This is a genomic window from Robertmurraya phoenicis, assembly GCF_047302285.1.
Classification (GTDB): domain Bacteria; phylum Bacillota; class Bacilli; order Bacillales; family Cytobacillaceae; genus Robertmurraya.
This window is the reverse complement of the sequence record NZ_CP154845.1, coordinates 3494192-3509296: the sequence shown is the minus strand read 5'-3', so window position 1 is coordinate 3509296 and position 15105 is coordinate 3494192. Positions and strand designations below refer to the sequence as shown.

The window sequence follows — 15105 nt, the reverse complement described above, 5'->3', positions numbered from 1 at the left end:
GGAATGGAGGGGCGATATGGAAGAGGGAGCAAGAAAGAAGTCAAAGTTGACCACGTTGGAACATGCACTATCTTTTATTAATGACGGGTGTGTCTTAATGTTTGGCGGTTTTGGAGGAGTGGGAAACCCTCCTACATTAATCAATGGGATTCTCAACAAAGAGGTCAAAGATTTAACTCTCATTGGAAATGATGCTGGTTTTCCCGATATTGGAATTGGGCGAATGGTGAGCGCTGAACGTGTGAAAAAATTAATTACTACCCATATAGGCTCTAATCCGGTTGCAGGAAAGCTAATGGTCGAAGGGAAGATGAAGGTGGAGTTTTGCCCACAAGGGATATTAGCGGAGAGAATACGGGCTGGTGGTGCGGGACTTGGAGGAATTCTTTCTGATATTGGAATTGGAAGCATGATTGACAATGGAAAAAAAAAGATAGAAATCGATGGAAAAACATACTTAATTGAGATGCCTCTTCGAGCAGATGTGGCGATTGTCCATGCCAAAAAAGCTGACACTTTCGGAAATCTTGTCTATGACAAAAGTGCAAGAAACACGAATCCACTAGTTGCAACTGCGGGGCAAATCACGATTGCAGAGGCTGATGAAATCGTAGCCCCAGGTGAACTTGACCCAGAATGTATTATTACGCCAGGTATTTATGTCGATTTCATTGTGGAAAGTAAGGGGGTTGATTGGAAATGGGCATGGGAATAGAGGTACGCCATCGAATTGCTCGTCGTGCAGCAAAGGAAATAAAAGATGGAATGATCGTCAATTTAGGGATCGGGATCCCTTCTCTTGTGCCTAATTTTCTCCCTCCCGAAATAGATGTCTTATTTCATGCTGAGAATGGAGTCCTTGGGATGGGACCTTCGCCACTAAAAGGAGAAGAGGATGGGATGCTGTGCAATGCAGGCGGATTTCCCGTCTCGATTATTCCAGGTGCATCTTATTTTGACAGTGCTACCGCTTTTGCCATGATTCGTGGAGGGTATTTAGATGTCACCATTTTAGGTGGACTTGAGGTCAGTGAGAAGGGGAATTTAGCCAATTGGGTGATCCCAGGGAAAAGAGTTCCAGGGATCGGCGGCGGAATGGAATTGGCTGAGAAAGCAAAAAAAGTCATCGTTTTAATGAGCCATGTCAATAAACTTGGAGAGCCGAAAATTTTACCAGAATGTACTTTACCTTTAACCGCAAGAAGATGTGTAGACTTAATCATTACCGATATGGCGGTAATGGAAGTGACAGAAGAGGGTTTGGTTTTAAAAGAAGTGATGGAACCTTTTACGGAAAAAGATGTGAGGGAAAAAACAGGAGCGAGATTAATTAGGAAGGAGGAGAAAGATGGTTACAGCGATTAAGGAACAGTTGAAGAATTGGCTTACATCCAATCAGGAAAGAGGCATTGATCTTTTACAACAATTCGTGCAAGCAAAAAGTACACAAGGAATTGAAAGAGACGTACAAGAGCTAGTGGTCAAGGAGCTTTATCGGATGGGACTTGAGGTAGATGTGTGGGAGCCTGATGGCAAGGAACTAGCGGACCATCCATTTTTCACATCACCAAGAACGGAATTTTCGGGCAGTCCTAATGTCGTCGGCGTCTTAAAAGGTACAGGGGGAGGACGCTCGATTATTCTTAATGGGCATATTGATGTTGTTCCTGAAGGGGATTTGAATAAATGGGAAAACGATCCATACAGCGGGGAAATTGTGGACGGAAAAATGTATGGTCGCGGTACGACGGATATGAAGGGCGGCAATGTCTCTCTTCTCTTGGCCATTCAAGCGATTCAAGCATTAGGATTTCGATTAAAAGGAGATGTGTTATTCGAAAGCGTCATTGAAGAGGAAAGTGGTGGAGCGGGTACACTGGCGACAATTTTAAGGGGCTATAAAGCGGACGCCGCCCTAATTCCTGAACCTACGAACTTGAAGGTGTTTCCGAAACAACAAGGCTCTATGTGGTTTCGAATTCAAGTTAAAGGCCAATCAGCTCATGGGGGGACTCGCTATGAAGGAGTGAGTGCGATTGAAAAAAGCATGACCGTTGTCAATCATATTTTACAATTAGAAAAAGTTCGTAATGAAAGAGTGGAGGACCCCCTTTACGAAGCAATTCCAATTCCTTTTCCGATTAATATTGGAAAAATTTCTGGTGGAGATTGGCCATCATCTGTCGCCGATTTAGTACAAATTGAAGGACGGATGGGTGTTTCACCTGAGGAAACGATGGACGAAGCAAAAGTAGAAATGGCAAAGTGGTTGGGGGATTTAAAGAACCTCGACTCATGGTTTGAACAATATCCCCCTCAGTTACAATGGTTTGGGGCGCAGTGGCTACCAGGTGCCATCGAACAGGAGCATGAGTTGATGAAGATTCTCGTTGATAAATATGAGGATGTATTAGAACAGCCGCCTATTATTGAGGCATCTCCGTGGGGGACAGATGGCGGTCTGTTAACGAATGTTGGTGACACACCGACCATTGTTTTTGGCCCTGGTGTGACAGAGATGGCTCACTTTTCAAATGAATATATTGAACTCGATAAAGTATTTGTAGTAGCCGAAATCATCGCCTTAACGTTGCTGGAATGGTGTGAAATCGATCATTCGAGTTTAGCAGGAAAATAGATAAGGAGGCTTATTTATGACGATGAAAACGGAGTCTATTCAATTAGTTACTTCAATTCCTGGACCAAAAGCGAAAGAACTACTTAAAAGAAGAGAGGAACATATCCCGCGAGGGCCATTTAATACCATTCATTCTTTTATTGAAAAAGGGGAAGGCGCCATAGTCACAGATGTGGATGGGAATACATTGATCGATTTTGCAGGAGCAATTGGTTCATTAAATGCAGGTCATTGTCCCCCGTCAGTTGTTGAGGCATTAAAGGCACAATTGGAGAAGTACTTACATCCATGCTTCCATGTCATGATGTATGAGCCCTATATCGAGTTAGCAGCGAAATTAAATGCGCTCACTCCAGGAACGCATAAGAAAAAGACTTTTTTTCTCAGTAGTGGGGCAGAAGCAGTTGAAAATGCCATTAAAATTGCTCGTAAATATACTGGTAGAAGAGCAATCATTTCCTTTGAACGTGGCTTCCATGGTAGAACGTATATGGCCATGTCGCTAACTAGTAAAGTCAAACCGTACAAGAATGGCTTTGGACCATTTGCGCCAGATACGTATAAAATGCCATATCCTTATTATTATCGTGCGCCTGAAGAGATGACGAGAGATGAGGTTGACGAGCAAATTATCAAGCAATTTCAGACCTTTTTCTTAAGTGAGGTGCCTGCAGAAGACGTCGCTGCAGTAATTATGGAACCTGTTCAAGGAGAAGGCGGATTTGTTATCCCTTCGAAAAACTTTATTCAAAAAGTGAAACAAATTTGTATGGAACATGGCATTCTTTTTATAGCCGATGAGGTCCAGACTGGTTTTGGAAGAACGGGAAAAATGTTTGCGATGGAGCATTTTGAAGTCGTACCAGACTTAATGACGATGTCAAAATCGATTGCCGCAGGTCTCCCGATAAGCGCAGTAACGGGTAAAGCAGAGATAATGGATGCCCCATTAAGTGGTGAGATAGGTGGGACATATGGAGGAAGTCCCCTTGGCTGTGTGGCTGCCCTAGAGGTGATCAAAATGATGGAAAAAGAGAATCTCCCAGAGAGAGCGAACAAAATAGGGGAGACAATTGTTCAATTTTTCAGGGTGATTCAGGATGATATTCCGTTCATTGGTGAAGTTCGGACATTAGGGGCGATGACTTCGATTGAAATTGTGAAGAATCGAAGTGGTAAAGAACCAGATAAGGAACTTACAGGGGAAATTCTCCAGGATGCCCATAAGCGAGGATTAATCTTAATGAGTGCCGGATTATATGGGAATATCATTCGTATTTTAAGTCCTCTTGTCATAACAGATGAGCAACTCCTCGAAGGCTTAGGTGTGTTAAAAGAGGTGATGCTAGATTTAAGGGAAGAAGCATAATCTTTGTATCTGTATAAAAGTTAAAAAAGAAATATCTTAGGATAGGACTTTAGAGATTGCCCGCTAGAGCCTATCCTTTTCTGAAGAATAGCTACCAAATGGTAAAAATACTTATACTTCTAGAACATATTTTAAGGCATATATTTATGGGAAATGTAGTCCCATTAAAAAAATCTATTAATCTTTATAACGCTGAGAAAGCTTATATAGTGTATCACTAAATAATTTAGGGTCTTCAAAAGGGATGTTATGTGCTAAGCCATTGAATACTATTTTTTCTTCGTCTATTGTTATTCTTTGCATACTCCAACGTATATTCATAACTTAACAACTCACCACGTTGTAAATCCACGCTCTGTCCTACTCCAATATAAGCATGAAATAAGTGAGGATGTTTTTGTATTAAAGGCATACCAATAATAGTTCCCCACGAATGGCCTACAATGAATATTTTATTCTTTTTAAATTTATTTAATAAATAAATTGTGAGCTCGTATGCATCTTGAATAAATTGATTTATATTCATTGATTCTTCAGGAATTCCTTCAAAATAAGATAATCCAGAACCACGTTGGTCCCAGTTAACAACTATAAAGTTTCTTTCTAAATTTGATTGGAATTTGGGAGCCCATCCAATTTGAGCATTTCCTGGACCACCATGTAGAAAAAGAACAATTGGATTGTTAATACTCTCTCCTCGAATTAAAACCCACTGCTCTATACCACCGATAGCTACACTTTCTAAAACACTAATACTTGATTTGCCATTAATTTCAGGTGTATACCTGTTCATAAAATGACCGCTTTCGAATAGATTAAATAGTATTTTAAAGAGATTATAATAAGGTACGGTTTAGCTTGTTAATTTAACTTTTCTCCACAATAATTGAACTACTTAATAAATTATTTGTCAGCTTTTACATATGAAATAATAACAACTGTCCAGTTGGAGAGGTACAACGATGTGTTTTTTCAAGTGCTCCTTTTTCGCTCAGCATCTTTTCTCCAATTTGCTTTGCTTCTTGATCGTTTGCTGCTTCAAATGCTTCGTCTAAAATTTTCTCCCCGTTTGCTTCAAATGCCGTCAATTTATAGATTTTCATGATCAAGATTCCCCTTTATTCGTAAAATTAATGATTTAAGTAGGTCTGATAGCGCTTTAACAACTTCATTTTTACATAATAATAAAAATATTGCAAAAAGAAAAAACGATAGAAAATGAACCTTTTTTCTTCTTATTTCGTATACACTAAGTGAGAAGAGGAGGTAGCAAAATGGTTTTAAAATTAGAAAATGTCTCAAAGCGATTTGGAAGTTTTACGGCCGTAGATAATCTCTCAATTGCGATTCCAGAGAAGGAAATGTTTGGCTTTCTAGGAGCCAATGGTGCTGGAAAAACAACGACCTTTAGAATGATATTAGGGCTTCTGGATGCTAGTGAAGGAAAGGTTACATGGAATGGAAAGCCAATTAATTATGAAACAAGCCCGATTATTGGTTACCTGCCTGAAGAGCGTGGCCTTTACCCGAAATTAAAAGTAAAGGATCAATTGGTCTATCTGGCTAGACTCAGAGGAATGAATAAAGAAGATGCATTAGAGGAATTAAAGAAATGGCTGACGCGCTTTAAAGTACCTGAGTATTTAGATAAGCGTGTAGAAGAGCTTTCAAAAGGAAACCAACAAAAAATTCAATTTATTGCAGCTATTCTACATAAGCCAAAGTTACTCATCCTTGATGAACCATTTAGTGGGCTTGATCCAGTTAATGTTGAGCAGTTAAAAGAAGCAGTCCTTGAAATTAAGGAGCAGGGTACGACCATTGTGTTTTCCAGTCATCGGATGGAACATGTAGAAGAGATGTGTGAGCATTTATGTATTATGCACCGTGGAAGTCCTGTCGTTCATGGGTCCTTACGGGAAATTAAAAGAGCCTATGGGAAGAAAAATCTAATCATTCATGCAGATTTTGATTTAACAGGTTTTGAGAGCTTCCCAGGAGTTACGAAAGTGAAGCGTACGCCAGAAGGGGTTCATTTGCAAATTGAAGGAGAGTATGTGGCAGAAAAGATTTTAAAGGATATTGTCGGAAAAGGGTTTGTTCGAAGATTTGTGCTTGAAGAGCCTTCTTTGAATGATATTTTTATCGAGAAGGTAGGTGCTTCTTATGAATAATTTCTGGATTATCTTATCGCACACATATATGAGTAAGGTGAAAACGAAATCATTTGTTGTGACGACTATTTTAACATTAGCGATTGTCGTCGGTCTCTCGAATATGGCGAATATTATCGAGTTTTTTAATAAGGATGACCAAGAAAAGATCGCTGTAATTGATGAAACCAATCAACTGTTAGGGCCACTTCAAGAACAGTTAACAGTGATGGATAGTGAGATTGTATTAGAACATTATGATAAAGAACTCGCAGATGGTGAAAAAGCAGTTGAGGAAGGAGACTATAGTGGATTATTAGTTTTAGGATTTGATGAAGCTAGTTTACCGGTCGCGACGTACAAGTCAATGAGTATTTCTGATACGAATTCTTCTTCCGCGCTGCAATCAGGTCTTCAGCAAATCAAAACGCAGATGGCTGCAAGTCAGATTAATTTATCACAGGAACAACTTGCAGCCCTTTATGAGCCAGTTCCGATGGAAAGAGTGGCACTAGCGGAAAATGCGAAAACAGAAGAAGAGTTAAATCAGGCTAGAGGACTTGTCTATGTGCTATTATTTGTTATCTACTTTGCGGTTATTATGTATGCCAATATGATTGCAATGGAAGTGGCAACTGAAAAGTCTTCACGTGTGATGGAAATTTTAATTTCAAGTGTATCTCCGATTAAGCAAATGTTTGCTAAAATTCTCGGGATTGGACTATTAAGCTTAACTCAACTGGCTCTTTTGTTAGGGGTAGGATATTTTTCCATTAAGCAAAATCTTGAATCCATGGAAGGTGGCTTCTTTAGCGCATTCGGATTCGGTGATATTCCTGTATCTACGATTGTTTATGCGGTTGTCTTCTTTATTTTAGGTTATTTTCTCTATGCTACATTAGCGGCATTTTTAGGGTCGCTTGTCAGCAGAATTGAAGATGTGCAGCAAATGATTACACCAATGACTTTATTAGTCGTGGCTGGATTTATGATTGCCATGTTTGGTCTTGGAAAACCTGATGCGCCATTTGTGACTGCAACGTCTTATATTCCGTTCTTCACACCAATGCTCATGTTCATGCGTGTTGGAATGCTAACTCTACCAGCCTGGGAACCGATTCTTGGTATTGCCATTTTACTTGTCTCCATTATCGTGTTAGCAGTATTTGGAGCAAGGGTCTATAAAGGAGGAGTGTTAATGTACGGGAAAACAAGCTCCTTCAAAGATATCAAAAAAGCGCTCCAGCTAACAAAGTCGGATAAAAATTAAAAGTTATTTTATGGGAATATATAAGTTTACTTGCGTTTTCCATTTTATTCTGTTATTCTAAGTAAGAATTATTTTTGTTCAGAAATTAAGGGAAGAATTATATATTTTCGCCTGGAAGAGCAAGAATAGTAATACATTTGTGCGCTTAACGCACATAGGAGGCAACATACATGGAAAATGGTAAAGTAAAATGGTTTAACGCAGAAAAAGGTTTCGGATTTATCGAGCGTGAAGGTGGAGAAGATGTATTCGTTCATTTCTCAGCTATCCAAGGCGAAGGTTTCAAAACTCTTGAAGAAGGTCAAGCAGTAACTTTTGACGTAGAACAAGGTGCTCGTGGACCTCAAGCTGCTAACGTTAACAAAGCTTAATTCATTCGAACTTTCAAGCAGGCTCATTTATGAGTCTGCTTTTTTATATGTCTTATACTAGAACGTATATTCGCTTTTGTGGTATGATATAGGAAAACTATTAGTGGGGAATGAATATGGAAAATGTGAAGTTTATCCACGGAGCAGATTTACATATCGATAGTCCAATGCTCGGTTTGCAGTCATTACCGAACGCTATTTTTAAAAGAATACTGGAGAGTACTTTTAGAGCTGTTGAACATTTAGTAAGTGCTGCCATTCAACATCAAGTTGACTTTATTATTTTAGCTGGAGATTTATTTGATCTTGAAGATCGAAGTGTAAGAGCTCAAGTGTTTTTACGAAAACAATTAGAACGATTACAAAAGGAGAAAATAGAGGTCTTTATCGTTCATGGAAACCATGATCATCTAGGAGGAAACTGGACGAAAATGGGACTTCCTAGCCATGTTCATGTTTTTGGCAAGGATGTAGAAACAAAAGTTTTTACCGCACAAAACGGATCAAAGGTCCATTTGTACGGTTTCAGCTATCCAGAAAGACATGTGTTTGAACGAAAGATTCAAGATTACAAGCGAAAAGAAGGAGCCGATTTTCATATTGGAATTCTTCATGGAAACCTAGAGGGAAGTTCTAATCATGGTAATTATGCTCCTTTCGAGGTGAAGGAGTTACTCGAAAAGGATTTTCATTACTGGGCATTGGGGCATATTCATCAGAGAACGATTCTTCATGAAGAGCCACCGATTATCTATCCAGGGAATACGCAAGGAAGACATCGAAAAGAACAAGGGATGAAAGGCTGTTATTTGGTTGAGCTAAATGAATCTGAAGTGCAGCTTGATTTTATTGAAACAAGTGAGATTATATGGACGGAACTAGAAATTGATGCTAAGAATATATCGACCTTTGATGAATTGTATCGTCAATGTGTTGAGGAAATAGATGGTCTCCGATTGGATGGACGAGGTGTCCTGGCAACATTAAAAATCAATTACTTGAAAAAACGTGATTCTGCACTCATTGGTGATCTACTAGATATCTTTCAGGAAGGGGAAAAAGAAGAGGATTCATTTGTGTGGGTCATTCGTGTACAAGCTGAGGAGAAAATTTCATGGAATCGTGAGGAACTTGCACAGGATTCTGATTTTTATGGAGAGCTGTTCCAAACGATGGATCGTTTTACCAATATCGAAGAAACCTTGGCCACACTTTATAAGCACCCGAGTGCAAGGAAATATTTATCGACACTTACGGAAAATGATTTGAAAGAAATCACGTTAAATGCAGAAACGATGTTAATGGAGAAGTTACTAAAGGAATAAGGAGGTGTGAAGGGTGAAAATAAAAGAGCTCCACATTTATGGGTACGGAAAACTCGAAAATATTAGCATCACAGAATTTCAAGACTTGAATGTGTTTTATGGAGAAAATGAAGCGGGAAAATCGACCATTATGTCTTTTATACATAGCATGCTATTTGGCTTTCCTACAAAGCAACAAAATGAATTGCGCTATGAGCCGAAGAAAGGCTCCAAATATGGTGGACAATTGGTACTTGAGTTTGCAAAAGGGACAGCGACAGTCGAGCGTGTAAAAGGGAAGGCAGTAGGGGATGTGACGGTCGTGTTGGCTGACGGAACCACTGGCGGAGAAGATTTGCTTAAGGAGCTCCTTTCTCGAATGGATAAAAGCCTATACCAGTCGATCTTTTCCTTTAATATACATGGGTTGCAAAATGTCCATCAATTAAAGGGAGAAGATTTAGGGAAATTTCTTTTTTCTACTGGGACGCTTGGAACAGACCGGTTGCTAATTGCAGAGACTGAGCTACAAAAGGAAATGGAGAGTCGCTTCAAGCCAAATGGAAAAAAGCCGAGCATTAACGAAAAATTAAACGAAATCAAAAGTGCACATCAAGAACTAAAAAAAGCTGAGCAAGAAAATGAACGATATGGAGTGCTTCTCAATGAAAGAGAGCATCTTGAGCAGACCATTCAAGAAAAGCAAAATGAGATGTACAGGCTACATAGAAAAATGCAGGAACTAGAAGAATGGGAGAAGCTGTCACCCATCGTCAAAGAAAGAAGACTGCTTGAAACACAGTTAGAGGACTTAAAAGGAGATTTGTTTCCAGTTGATGGGCTTTCCCGCTTGGAGCAATTACAACAGCTATTAAAGCCGTTAGAAGGACAAATGAAGTCATTAACTGAGCGGAAAATGAAAGTAGAAGAAGAATTACGTCTACATGAACCAGACGAACGGCTGTTAGAAAAAGAATCTGACATTCAAATGGTTCTTGACCAGGGGATTCTATATCAGCAGATGAAAGAAGAAGTCGAGCAGTGGCAAATCAAGCGAAAACAGACGCTTGAAAAAATCGAAGAGGTTGAGGAGATGCTTCATCTATCACTCGATGAAGAGCAGTATTTGCAAGTGAACACTAGTATTTTTATGAAAGAAAAAACGGCTGATGCAGAGAAACGTCAGGCGCGCCTAAAAGAACGGAAACGGGAGCTTGATGAACAATTTGCCAAAGAGCAAGAGGAAATGGAAAGACTAGAGCTTCAAATCCAGCAACTTCAGGAGGACTTATTACCTGATGCCGTTCGTGAAGATAAGGAACAAAAGCTACAACGCTGGAAAAGAAAGGACTTGTTAGAAAGAGAGCTTCATAGTGTAGGGGATAAAATGCATCTCTTAAAAATGAATGTAAAAAAAGAGAAGGAACAGCTTCAATTCAATCGAATACAATTTCTTTTTTTAGGTGTTCTCTTTGTAATGTTAACGATTTGGGGATTTCTTCAAGACCAATGGGGCCTGATGGTGATTGGTGCTGTGGGCTTGAGCTTTTCCCTTTACATGTTATTCCTACGAAAAAAGACTCGTCAAAAAGAAATGGAGGAGGAGTTTCATGCTTTAAAAGAAGAGGAGGCAGCACTTCAGATGGAAATGAAGGATTATTCTGCCTCTGATATTTCTCTGTTGACGGAGCAATTAAAGCGTGATCAAGCACTAAAGGATCAGTTAACAATTTTCCAAATTAAATGGGACCAAGAAAATACCCAATATGAAAAAGTCCTTCATGCTTATGAAAATTGGGAGCAAGAAGTAAGAGAACACGAAAAGTATTTATCCGAACTAGGACAAGAGCTTTACTTGCCAGAGGAGATCGCTTTAAACCATATTCATGAGGCCTTTCTGTTGCTTTCAAAATGGAAAGAGCTGAAAAAGGAAGAACGAGATATTCTCACTCAACTAGAAAATAAGGAAACAAACATACAGAGCTTTGAAGATAGATTGGAACACCTAAGCAAACTTCTGCTTACAGCGCCACCTCAATCGGTTGTAGAAAAGGCGTATTTATTGAAGGAAACGCTGAAAAGAGAATTTGTGAAAAAGCAAAAGTATGAGGGATTGCTTGGAAAGCTTCAGGATATAACGGAACAACTAGAACATATAAAGCAAGAATATGAGCATCTTGATACGGAGAGAGTTAGGTTATTTAAGATGGCCGAAGTAACTTCGGAGGAAGAGTATCGATTAAAGGGAAAAGAAGCAGAGAAAATGCAGCAAATCACTTTAAAAATGGATGAGTTATCGAAGCAACTTCAACTATCCTCTCTCCACGTAGAAGAAATGGAAATGGTTGATCCACAAGAAGAGAAAGAAGCATCGCAATCTAACATGAATGCTTTGAAAGAAGAAATTCAAATACATCAACAAACTTTAGCAGATGTAAAACATCAAATTACATTGCTAGAAGATGGTGGTGTATATGCTGAACTACTCCATCAGTACAAACAGCTCCAGTCTGAGATAGATGAAGAGGCAAAGGAATGGGCCAAGCTTATGGTGGCCAAAGAAATGCTGCAAAGAACGGTTAATCGCTTTAAGGAGGAAAGATTGCCTGCGATGCTCAAGAAAGCGGAAGAATACCTCACTTTTTTAACAGATGGGAATTATTTAAGAATCTTGCCGAAAACGGAAGCGAATGGATTTCTTATTGAAAGAAAGGATCATCTTCTCTTTGAAGCAAATGAATTGAGTCAGGCGACCACTGAGCAAGTATATGTTTCATTACGCCTTGCCCTTGCCACGACCATTTATAAAAAGTATTCTTTTCCCATTATCATAGATGATAGTTTTGTTAATTTTGACCATATTCGGACGTCCAAAGTGATAGATTTATTAAAGAATATGGAGGAGAATCAGATTCTCTTTTTCACATGCCATCAACATTTACTAAATCATTTTCAAGGGAAAGAAATCATGCAAATGGACAAACTTGCCGACAGTGAGAAAGGGATATCGATACAATAGCTTTTACTAAATACCATTAAACGTATGCTATAATAGGTTCATAGAAAGGGGCGTCTGTTCATATGAGTAAAGGTATTTTGCAGCACGATGTTGGGGAGCAAGTAGAAAAGTTTTTGCTAATTAAAAGTTCTGTAAAAGGTACTGCCAGCAATGGAAAACCTTTCTTAACCCTCATTTTGCAGGATCAAAGCGGTGAAATAGAAGCAAAGCTATGGGATGCATCTGACGCAGATGAAAAGAACTATAGTGCGGAGAAGATTGTAAAGGTGTTAGGTGACATCCAAAATTATCGTGGAAGAAACCAGCTAAGACTTCGGCAAATTCGTCCTTCCACTCCGACAGATGGAGTCAATCTTTCAGACTTTCTTTTGACAGCTCCAGTAAGCAAGGAAGAAATGCTAAGCAAAATTACACAATATATCTTCGAAATGAAGAACCCAAATATCCAAAGAATCACAAGACATCTACTGAAAAAATATCAGGATGATTTCTTAGAGTACCCAGCAGCAACGAAGAACCATCATGAATTTGTTTCAGGCTTAGCCTACCATGTGGTAAGCATGTTAGACTTAGCAAAGGCGATTGCAGGGTTGTATCCAAGTCTGGATAAAGATTTACTGTACGCAGGTGTGTTACTTCATGACTTAGGTAAGGTGACTGAGCTTTCAGGTCCAATTTCTACTACTTATACGGTGGAAGGAAATTTACTAGGTCATATTAATATTATGGTAGCTGAAATTGTCCAAGCGGCAAACGAGCTCGGAATCTCTGGTGAAGAAGTTCTGGTCCTTCAGCATTTAGTATTATCCCATCATGGAAAAGCGGAGTGGGGTAGTCCAAAGCCACCGCTTATTAAAGAAGCTGAAATTCTCCACTATATTGACAATATTGACGCCAAAATGAACATGCTCGACCGTGCACTCGAACGCGTCAAACCAGGAGAATACACAGAAAGAGTATTCGCACTAGACAACCGTGCCTTTTATAAACCTACGTTTCATAAATAATGAATGCCTTTTTAAAAAGGGAATATAAACGGTAGACAAAATCGATAAAGATCGAAAATGTCTGCCGTTTTTCTTTAATAAGGATTTTTCGTACGGAATGTGGCTTTTGGAATGGTCCTAATGCCGACCATTCCGATTTATACGCAGTACAGTAGCACGGATGGAATAAGCAAGCTCTTTTCTCTGTTGTTTTTTGCTTGGCAGTAAATTTATGGATTTTCTATTTGATTTTATTGATCAATAGCAACAATGATTGAGATAAGAGCCACTGATAAAAGGAATTAAAGTTGAATAGTATGAACTAGCTTTTATTATTTAGAACTTGAAGATATTATAGTTGGATTGATAATAGCAACCTTTTTCTTCAGATGAGGTTTTTCTTTTAATCTCTGCTAGTACCATCATATTCTGAAGACTCATGCATACAATGAAATCAAAGAAGCTTGTACAAATCTATTTATTGTAATGGAGGAAAGAAAAATGGATGTGCCTTTTTGGATTTTATTGATTGTTGGAGGAATTATGATCAGTGCCTTTATGGCTGTTAAAACAGGCAGAGAAGAAAGAGAAAAAGAAAATGAACTAATCGAAAAAGAAGGCGAAGTCTATATGGAACGGTTAGAAAAGAAAAAAGAAGAAAAAAGCGAGAGTCGTTCCTTTGGTTAAAATTCTGACCATCAACTAAAAGAAGAAATTGCCCACTCATGATCAAAAAAGCAGTCTGAACTTACGTGTTCAGACTGCTTTCAAGTTGAGCGATATTATTTCTCAGATTCAGTTTCAGTCTCAGCGTCTGCAGGATCTTCAGTCTGCATAAAGCCGCTTAATTCCTCATCACTGATCTTTACGTTCGCTTCTTTTAATTCTTTTTGAAGTGCTTCTGTCATCATCGTGTTATCGATTTTGGATACTTTCACTTCATATTCAATTTCAGATTTCATGTCCTCTAAAGATTTCTTTTCTTCTTTTTCTGTTACTTGGATGATATGGAAACCATGTTCAGATTGAACAGGATCACTGATTTCATTTACATCAAGTGCATATGCAGCTTCTTCAAATGGTTCAACCATCATTCCAGGACCGAACCAACCAAGGTCTCCACCTGCTTCAGCAGAGCCATCTTGAGAATATTCTTTTGCTAATTCAGCAAAATCTCCGCCCTCATCAAGCTTCGTTTTCACTTCTTTAGCTGTAGCTTCATCTTCAACAAGAATATGGCGTGCTTTAATTTGTGGTTGATAGTTATCGTAGTACTCTTGAATTTCTTCTTCCGTTACTTCCATGTCTGCAGTAGCGGCCTTTTCGACAAGAAGATCTAACTTTAAGCTTTCCTTGAAGCTTTCTTCAGTCATATTGTATTGCATTAACGCCATTTCGAAGTTGGCACCTAACTGCTCTTTCACTTCGTTTAATTTTGCGTCAAGTTCTTCATCGGTTACTTCATATTTGTCAGATAAGATTTTTTCATAAACTAATTGTTGAAGGACGTTTTGTCCATAGGACTTCTTCATTGCTTCATAAAGCTCGTCCTTTGTTACGTTGCCTGCTTTTGTTTCTGCGACTGTTTCAGAATTACCCCCGTTATTACATGCAGCTAAAGTAATGATACCTACAAGTAAAAATAGGGAAAGGACCCACTTCTTCATTAAAACAACTCCTATAAATTAAATTTCTTGATGTGACTACATTTCATTGGATAGATGAAAACCATTCCCTTGTTTTTTATTCGTTTGCCATCATAATAAGAAAACCTATTTTAAAATGTATCACTGGTTACCACAAAGTATACTATATCATAATTTGGAAAAAGAACAAAAGCAAAACCATACCCAATTTTTAAATAGGTTATCCTCAAAAATAGGCAGTATACCTATTCCAAAATAAGGACTAATACATAGGATAAAGTGTAAGCAGTTAAGTCCTCTTCTACAAGATGAGAGGGAATCCAAACAAATCAATGGTCTATGTACCAAT

General features: G+C 38.7%; 14 protein-coding genes. 11 read left to right on the top strand and 3 right to left on the bottom strand.

Annotation, left to right across the window (positions count from 1 at the left end):
• Positions 1-16: 16 nt before the first annotated feature.
• Genes AA0X71_RS17465 through gabT form a run of 4 tightly spaced genes read left to right on the top strand, consistent with a single transcriptional unit; the run spans position 17 to position 4007 of the window.
• Entirely contained in the window at positions 17-715 is a 699-nt protein-coding gene (locus AA0X71_RS17465; RefSeq protein WP_413356582.1) for a 3-oxoacid CoA-transferase subunit A, read from the top strand.
• Entirely contained in the window at positions 700-1365 is a 666-nt protein-coding gene (locus AA0X71_RS17460; protein ID WP_413356581.1) for a 3-oxoacid CoA-transferase subunit B, read from the top strand. Before AA0X71_RS17465 ends, AA0X71_RS17460 begins: the two co-directional genes overlap by 16 nt.
• Entirely contained in the window at positions 1349-2638 is a 1290-nt protein-coding gene (locus AA0X71_RS17455) for a peptidase (protein WP_413356580.1), read from the top strand. Before AA0X71_RS17460 ends, AA0X71_RS17455 begins: the two co-directional genes overlap by 17 nt.
• Positions 2639-2654: 16 nt before the next feature.
• A complete protein-coding gene (gene gabT, locus AA0X71_RS17450; RefSeq protein ID WP_413356579.1) occupies positions 2655-4007 on the top strand; it encodes a 4-aminobutyrate--2-oxoglutarate transaminase in 1353 nt (450 codons plus the stop codon).
• A 247-nt stretch (positions 4008-4254) separates the two neighbouring features.
• Here gabT and AA0X71_RS17445 read toward each other — a convergent pair whose 3' ends face one another.
• Both AA0X71_RS17445 and AA0X71_RS17440 read right to left on the bottom strand, forming a co-directional pair.
• Positions 4255-4800: an alpha/beta fold hydrolase gene (locus AA0X71_RS17445; RefSeq protein ID WP_413356578.1), complete on the bottom strand. Its 546-nt coding sequence runs from the start codon at positions 4798-4800 to the stop codon at positions 4255-4257.
• Between the two features lie 124 nt (positions 4801-4924).
• A complete protein-coding gene (locus tag AA0X71_RS17440) occupies positions 4925-5110 on the bottom strand; it encodes a YhzD family protein (protein WP_413356577.1) in 186 nt (61 codons plus the stop codon).
• 171 nt (positions 5111-5281) lie between these two features.
• On the opposite strand from AA0X71_RS17440, the gene AA0X71_RS17435 reads away from it, so the two are divergent.
• From AA0X71_RS17435 to AA0X71_RS17405, 7 genes are all read left to right on the top strand, one after another.
• A complete protein-coding gene (locus AA0X71_RS17435; protein WP_413356576.1) occupies positions 5282-6181 on the top strand; it encodes an ABC transporter ATP-binding protein in 900 nt (299 codons plus the stop codon).
• Positions 6174-7430 carry an ABC transporter permease gene (locus tag AA0X71_RS17430; RefSeq protein WP_413356574.1) on the top strand — a complete coding sequence of 419 codons (1257 nt, stop codon included), beginning with the start codon at positions 6174-6176 and terminating at the stop codon, positions 7428-7430. Before AA0X71_RS17435 ends, AA0X71_RS17430 begins: the two co-directional genes overlap by 8 nt.
• A gap of 170 nt (positions 7431-7600) precedes the next feature.
• Positions 7601-7801, top strand: coding sequence for a cold-shock protein (locus AA0X71_RS17425; RefSeq protein ID WP_019153363.1), 201 nt, complete (start codon positions 7601-7603; stop codon positions 7799-7801).
• Positions 7802-7917: 116 nt separating this feature from the next.
• Positions 7918-9126, top strand: coding sequence for a metallophosphoesterase family protein (locus AA0X71_RS17420; protein ID WP_413356573.1), 1209 nt, complete (start codon positions 7918-7920; stop codon positions 9124-9126).
• A gap of 13 nt (positions 9127-9139) precedes the next feature.
• Positions 9140-12124, top strand: coding sequence for an AAA family ATPase (locus AA0X71_RS17415; protein WP_413356572.1), 2985 nt, complete (start codon positions 9140-9142; stop codon positions 12122-12124).
• A gap of 62 nt (positions 12125-12186) precedes the next feature.
• Complete coding sequence (gene yhaM, locus AA0X71_RS17410) at positions 12187-13131, top strand: 3'-5' exoribonuclease YhaM (protein WP_413356571.1); 945 nt, start codon at positions 12187-12189, stop codon at positions 13129-13131.
• 480 nt (positions 13132-13611) lie between these two features.
• Entirely contained in the window at positions 13612-13797 is a 186-nt protein-coding gene (locus tag AA0X71_RS17405) for a sporulation YhaL family protein (RefSeq protein ID WP_413356569.1), read from the top strand.
• A gap of 95 nt (positions 13798-13892) precedes the next feature.
• Here the strand turns inward: AA0X71_RS17405 and AA0X71_RS17400 are convergent, their stop codons facing one another.
• Positions 13893-14777 carry a peptidylprolyl isomerase gene (locus tag AA0X71_RS17400; protein WP_413356568.1) on the bottom strand — a complete coding sequence of 295 codons (885 nt, stop codon included), beginning with the start codon at positions 14775-14777 and terminating at the stop codon, positions 13893-13895.
• Positions 14778-15105 lie beyond the last annotated feature (328 nt).

Coding starts and splice junctions, on each gene's coding strand:
- gabT (WP_413356579.1), top strand. CDS start 2,655: ATGACGATGAAAACGGAGTCTATTCAATTAGTTACTTCAATTCCTGGA.
- AA0X71_RS17465 (WP_413356582.1), top strand. CDS start 17: ATGGAAGAGGGAGCAAGAAAGAAGTCAAAGTTGACCACGTTGGAACAT.
- AA0X71_RS17405 (WP_413356569.1), top strand. CDS start 13,612: ATGGATGTGCCTTTTTGGATTTTATTGATTGTTGGAGGAATTATGATC.
- AA0X71_RS17455 (WP_413356580.1), top strand. CDS start 1,349: ATGGTTACAGCGATTAAGGAACAGTTGAAGAATTGGCTTACATCCAAT.
- yhaM (WP_413356571.1), top strand. CDS start 12,187: ATGAGTAAAGGTATTTTGCAGCACGATGTTGGGGAGCAAGTAGAAAAG.
- AA0X71_RS17460 (WP_413356581.1), top strand. CDS start 700: ATGGGCATGGGAATAGAGGTACGCCATCGAATTGCTCGTCGTGCAGCA.
- AA0X71_RS17445 (WP_413356578.1), bottom strand. CDS start 4,800: ATGAACAGGTATACACCTGAAATTAATGGCAAATCAAGTATTAGTGTT.
- AA0X71_RS17420 (WP_413356573.1), top strand. CDS start 7,918: ATGGAAAATGTGAAGTTTATCCACGGAGCAGATTTACATATCGATAGT.
- AA0X71_RS17430 (WP_413356574.1), top strand. CDS start 6,174: ATGAATAATTTCTGGATTATCTTATCGCACACATATATGAGTAAGGTG.
- AA0X71_RS17400 (WP_413356568.1), bottom strand. CDS start 14,777: ATGAAGAAGTGGGTCCTTTCCCTATTTTTACTTGTAGGTATCATTACT.
- AA0X71_RS17435 (WP_413356576.1), top strand. CDS start 5,282: ATGGTTTTAAAATTAGAAAATGTCTCAAAGCGATTTGGAAGTTTTACG.
- AA0X71_RS17425 (WP_019153363.1), top strand. CDS start 7,601: ATGGAAAATGGTAAAGTAAAATGGTTTAACGCAGAAAAAGGTTTCGGA.
- AA0X71_RS17440 (WP_413356577.1), bottom strand. CDS start 5,110: ATGAAAATCTATAAATTGACGGCATTTGAAGCAAACGGGGAGAAAATT.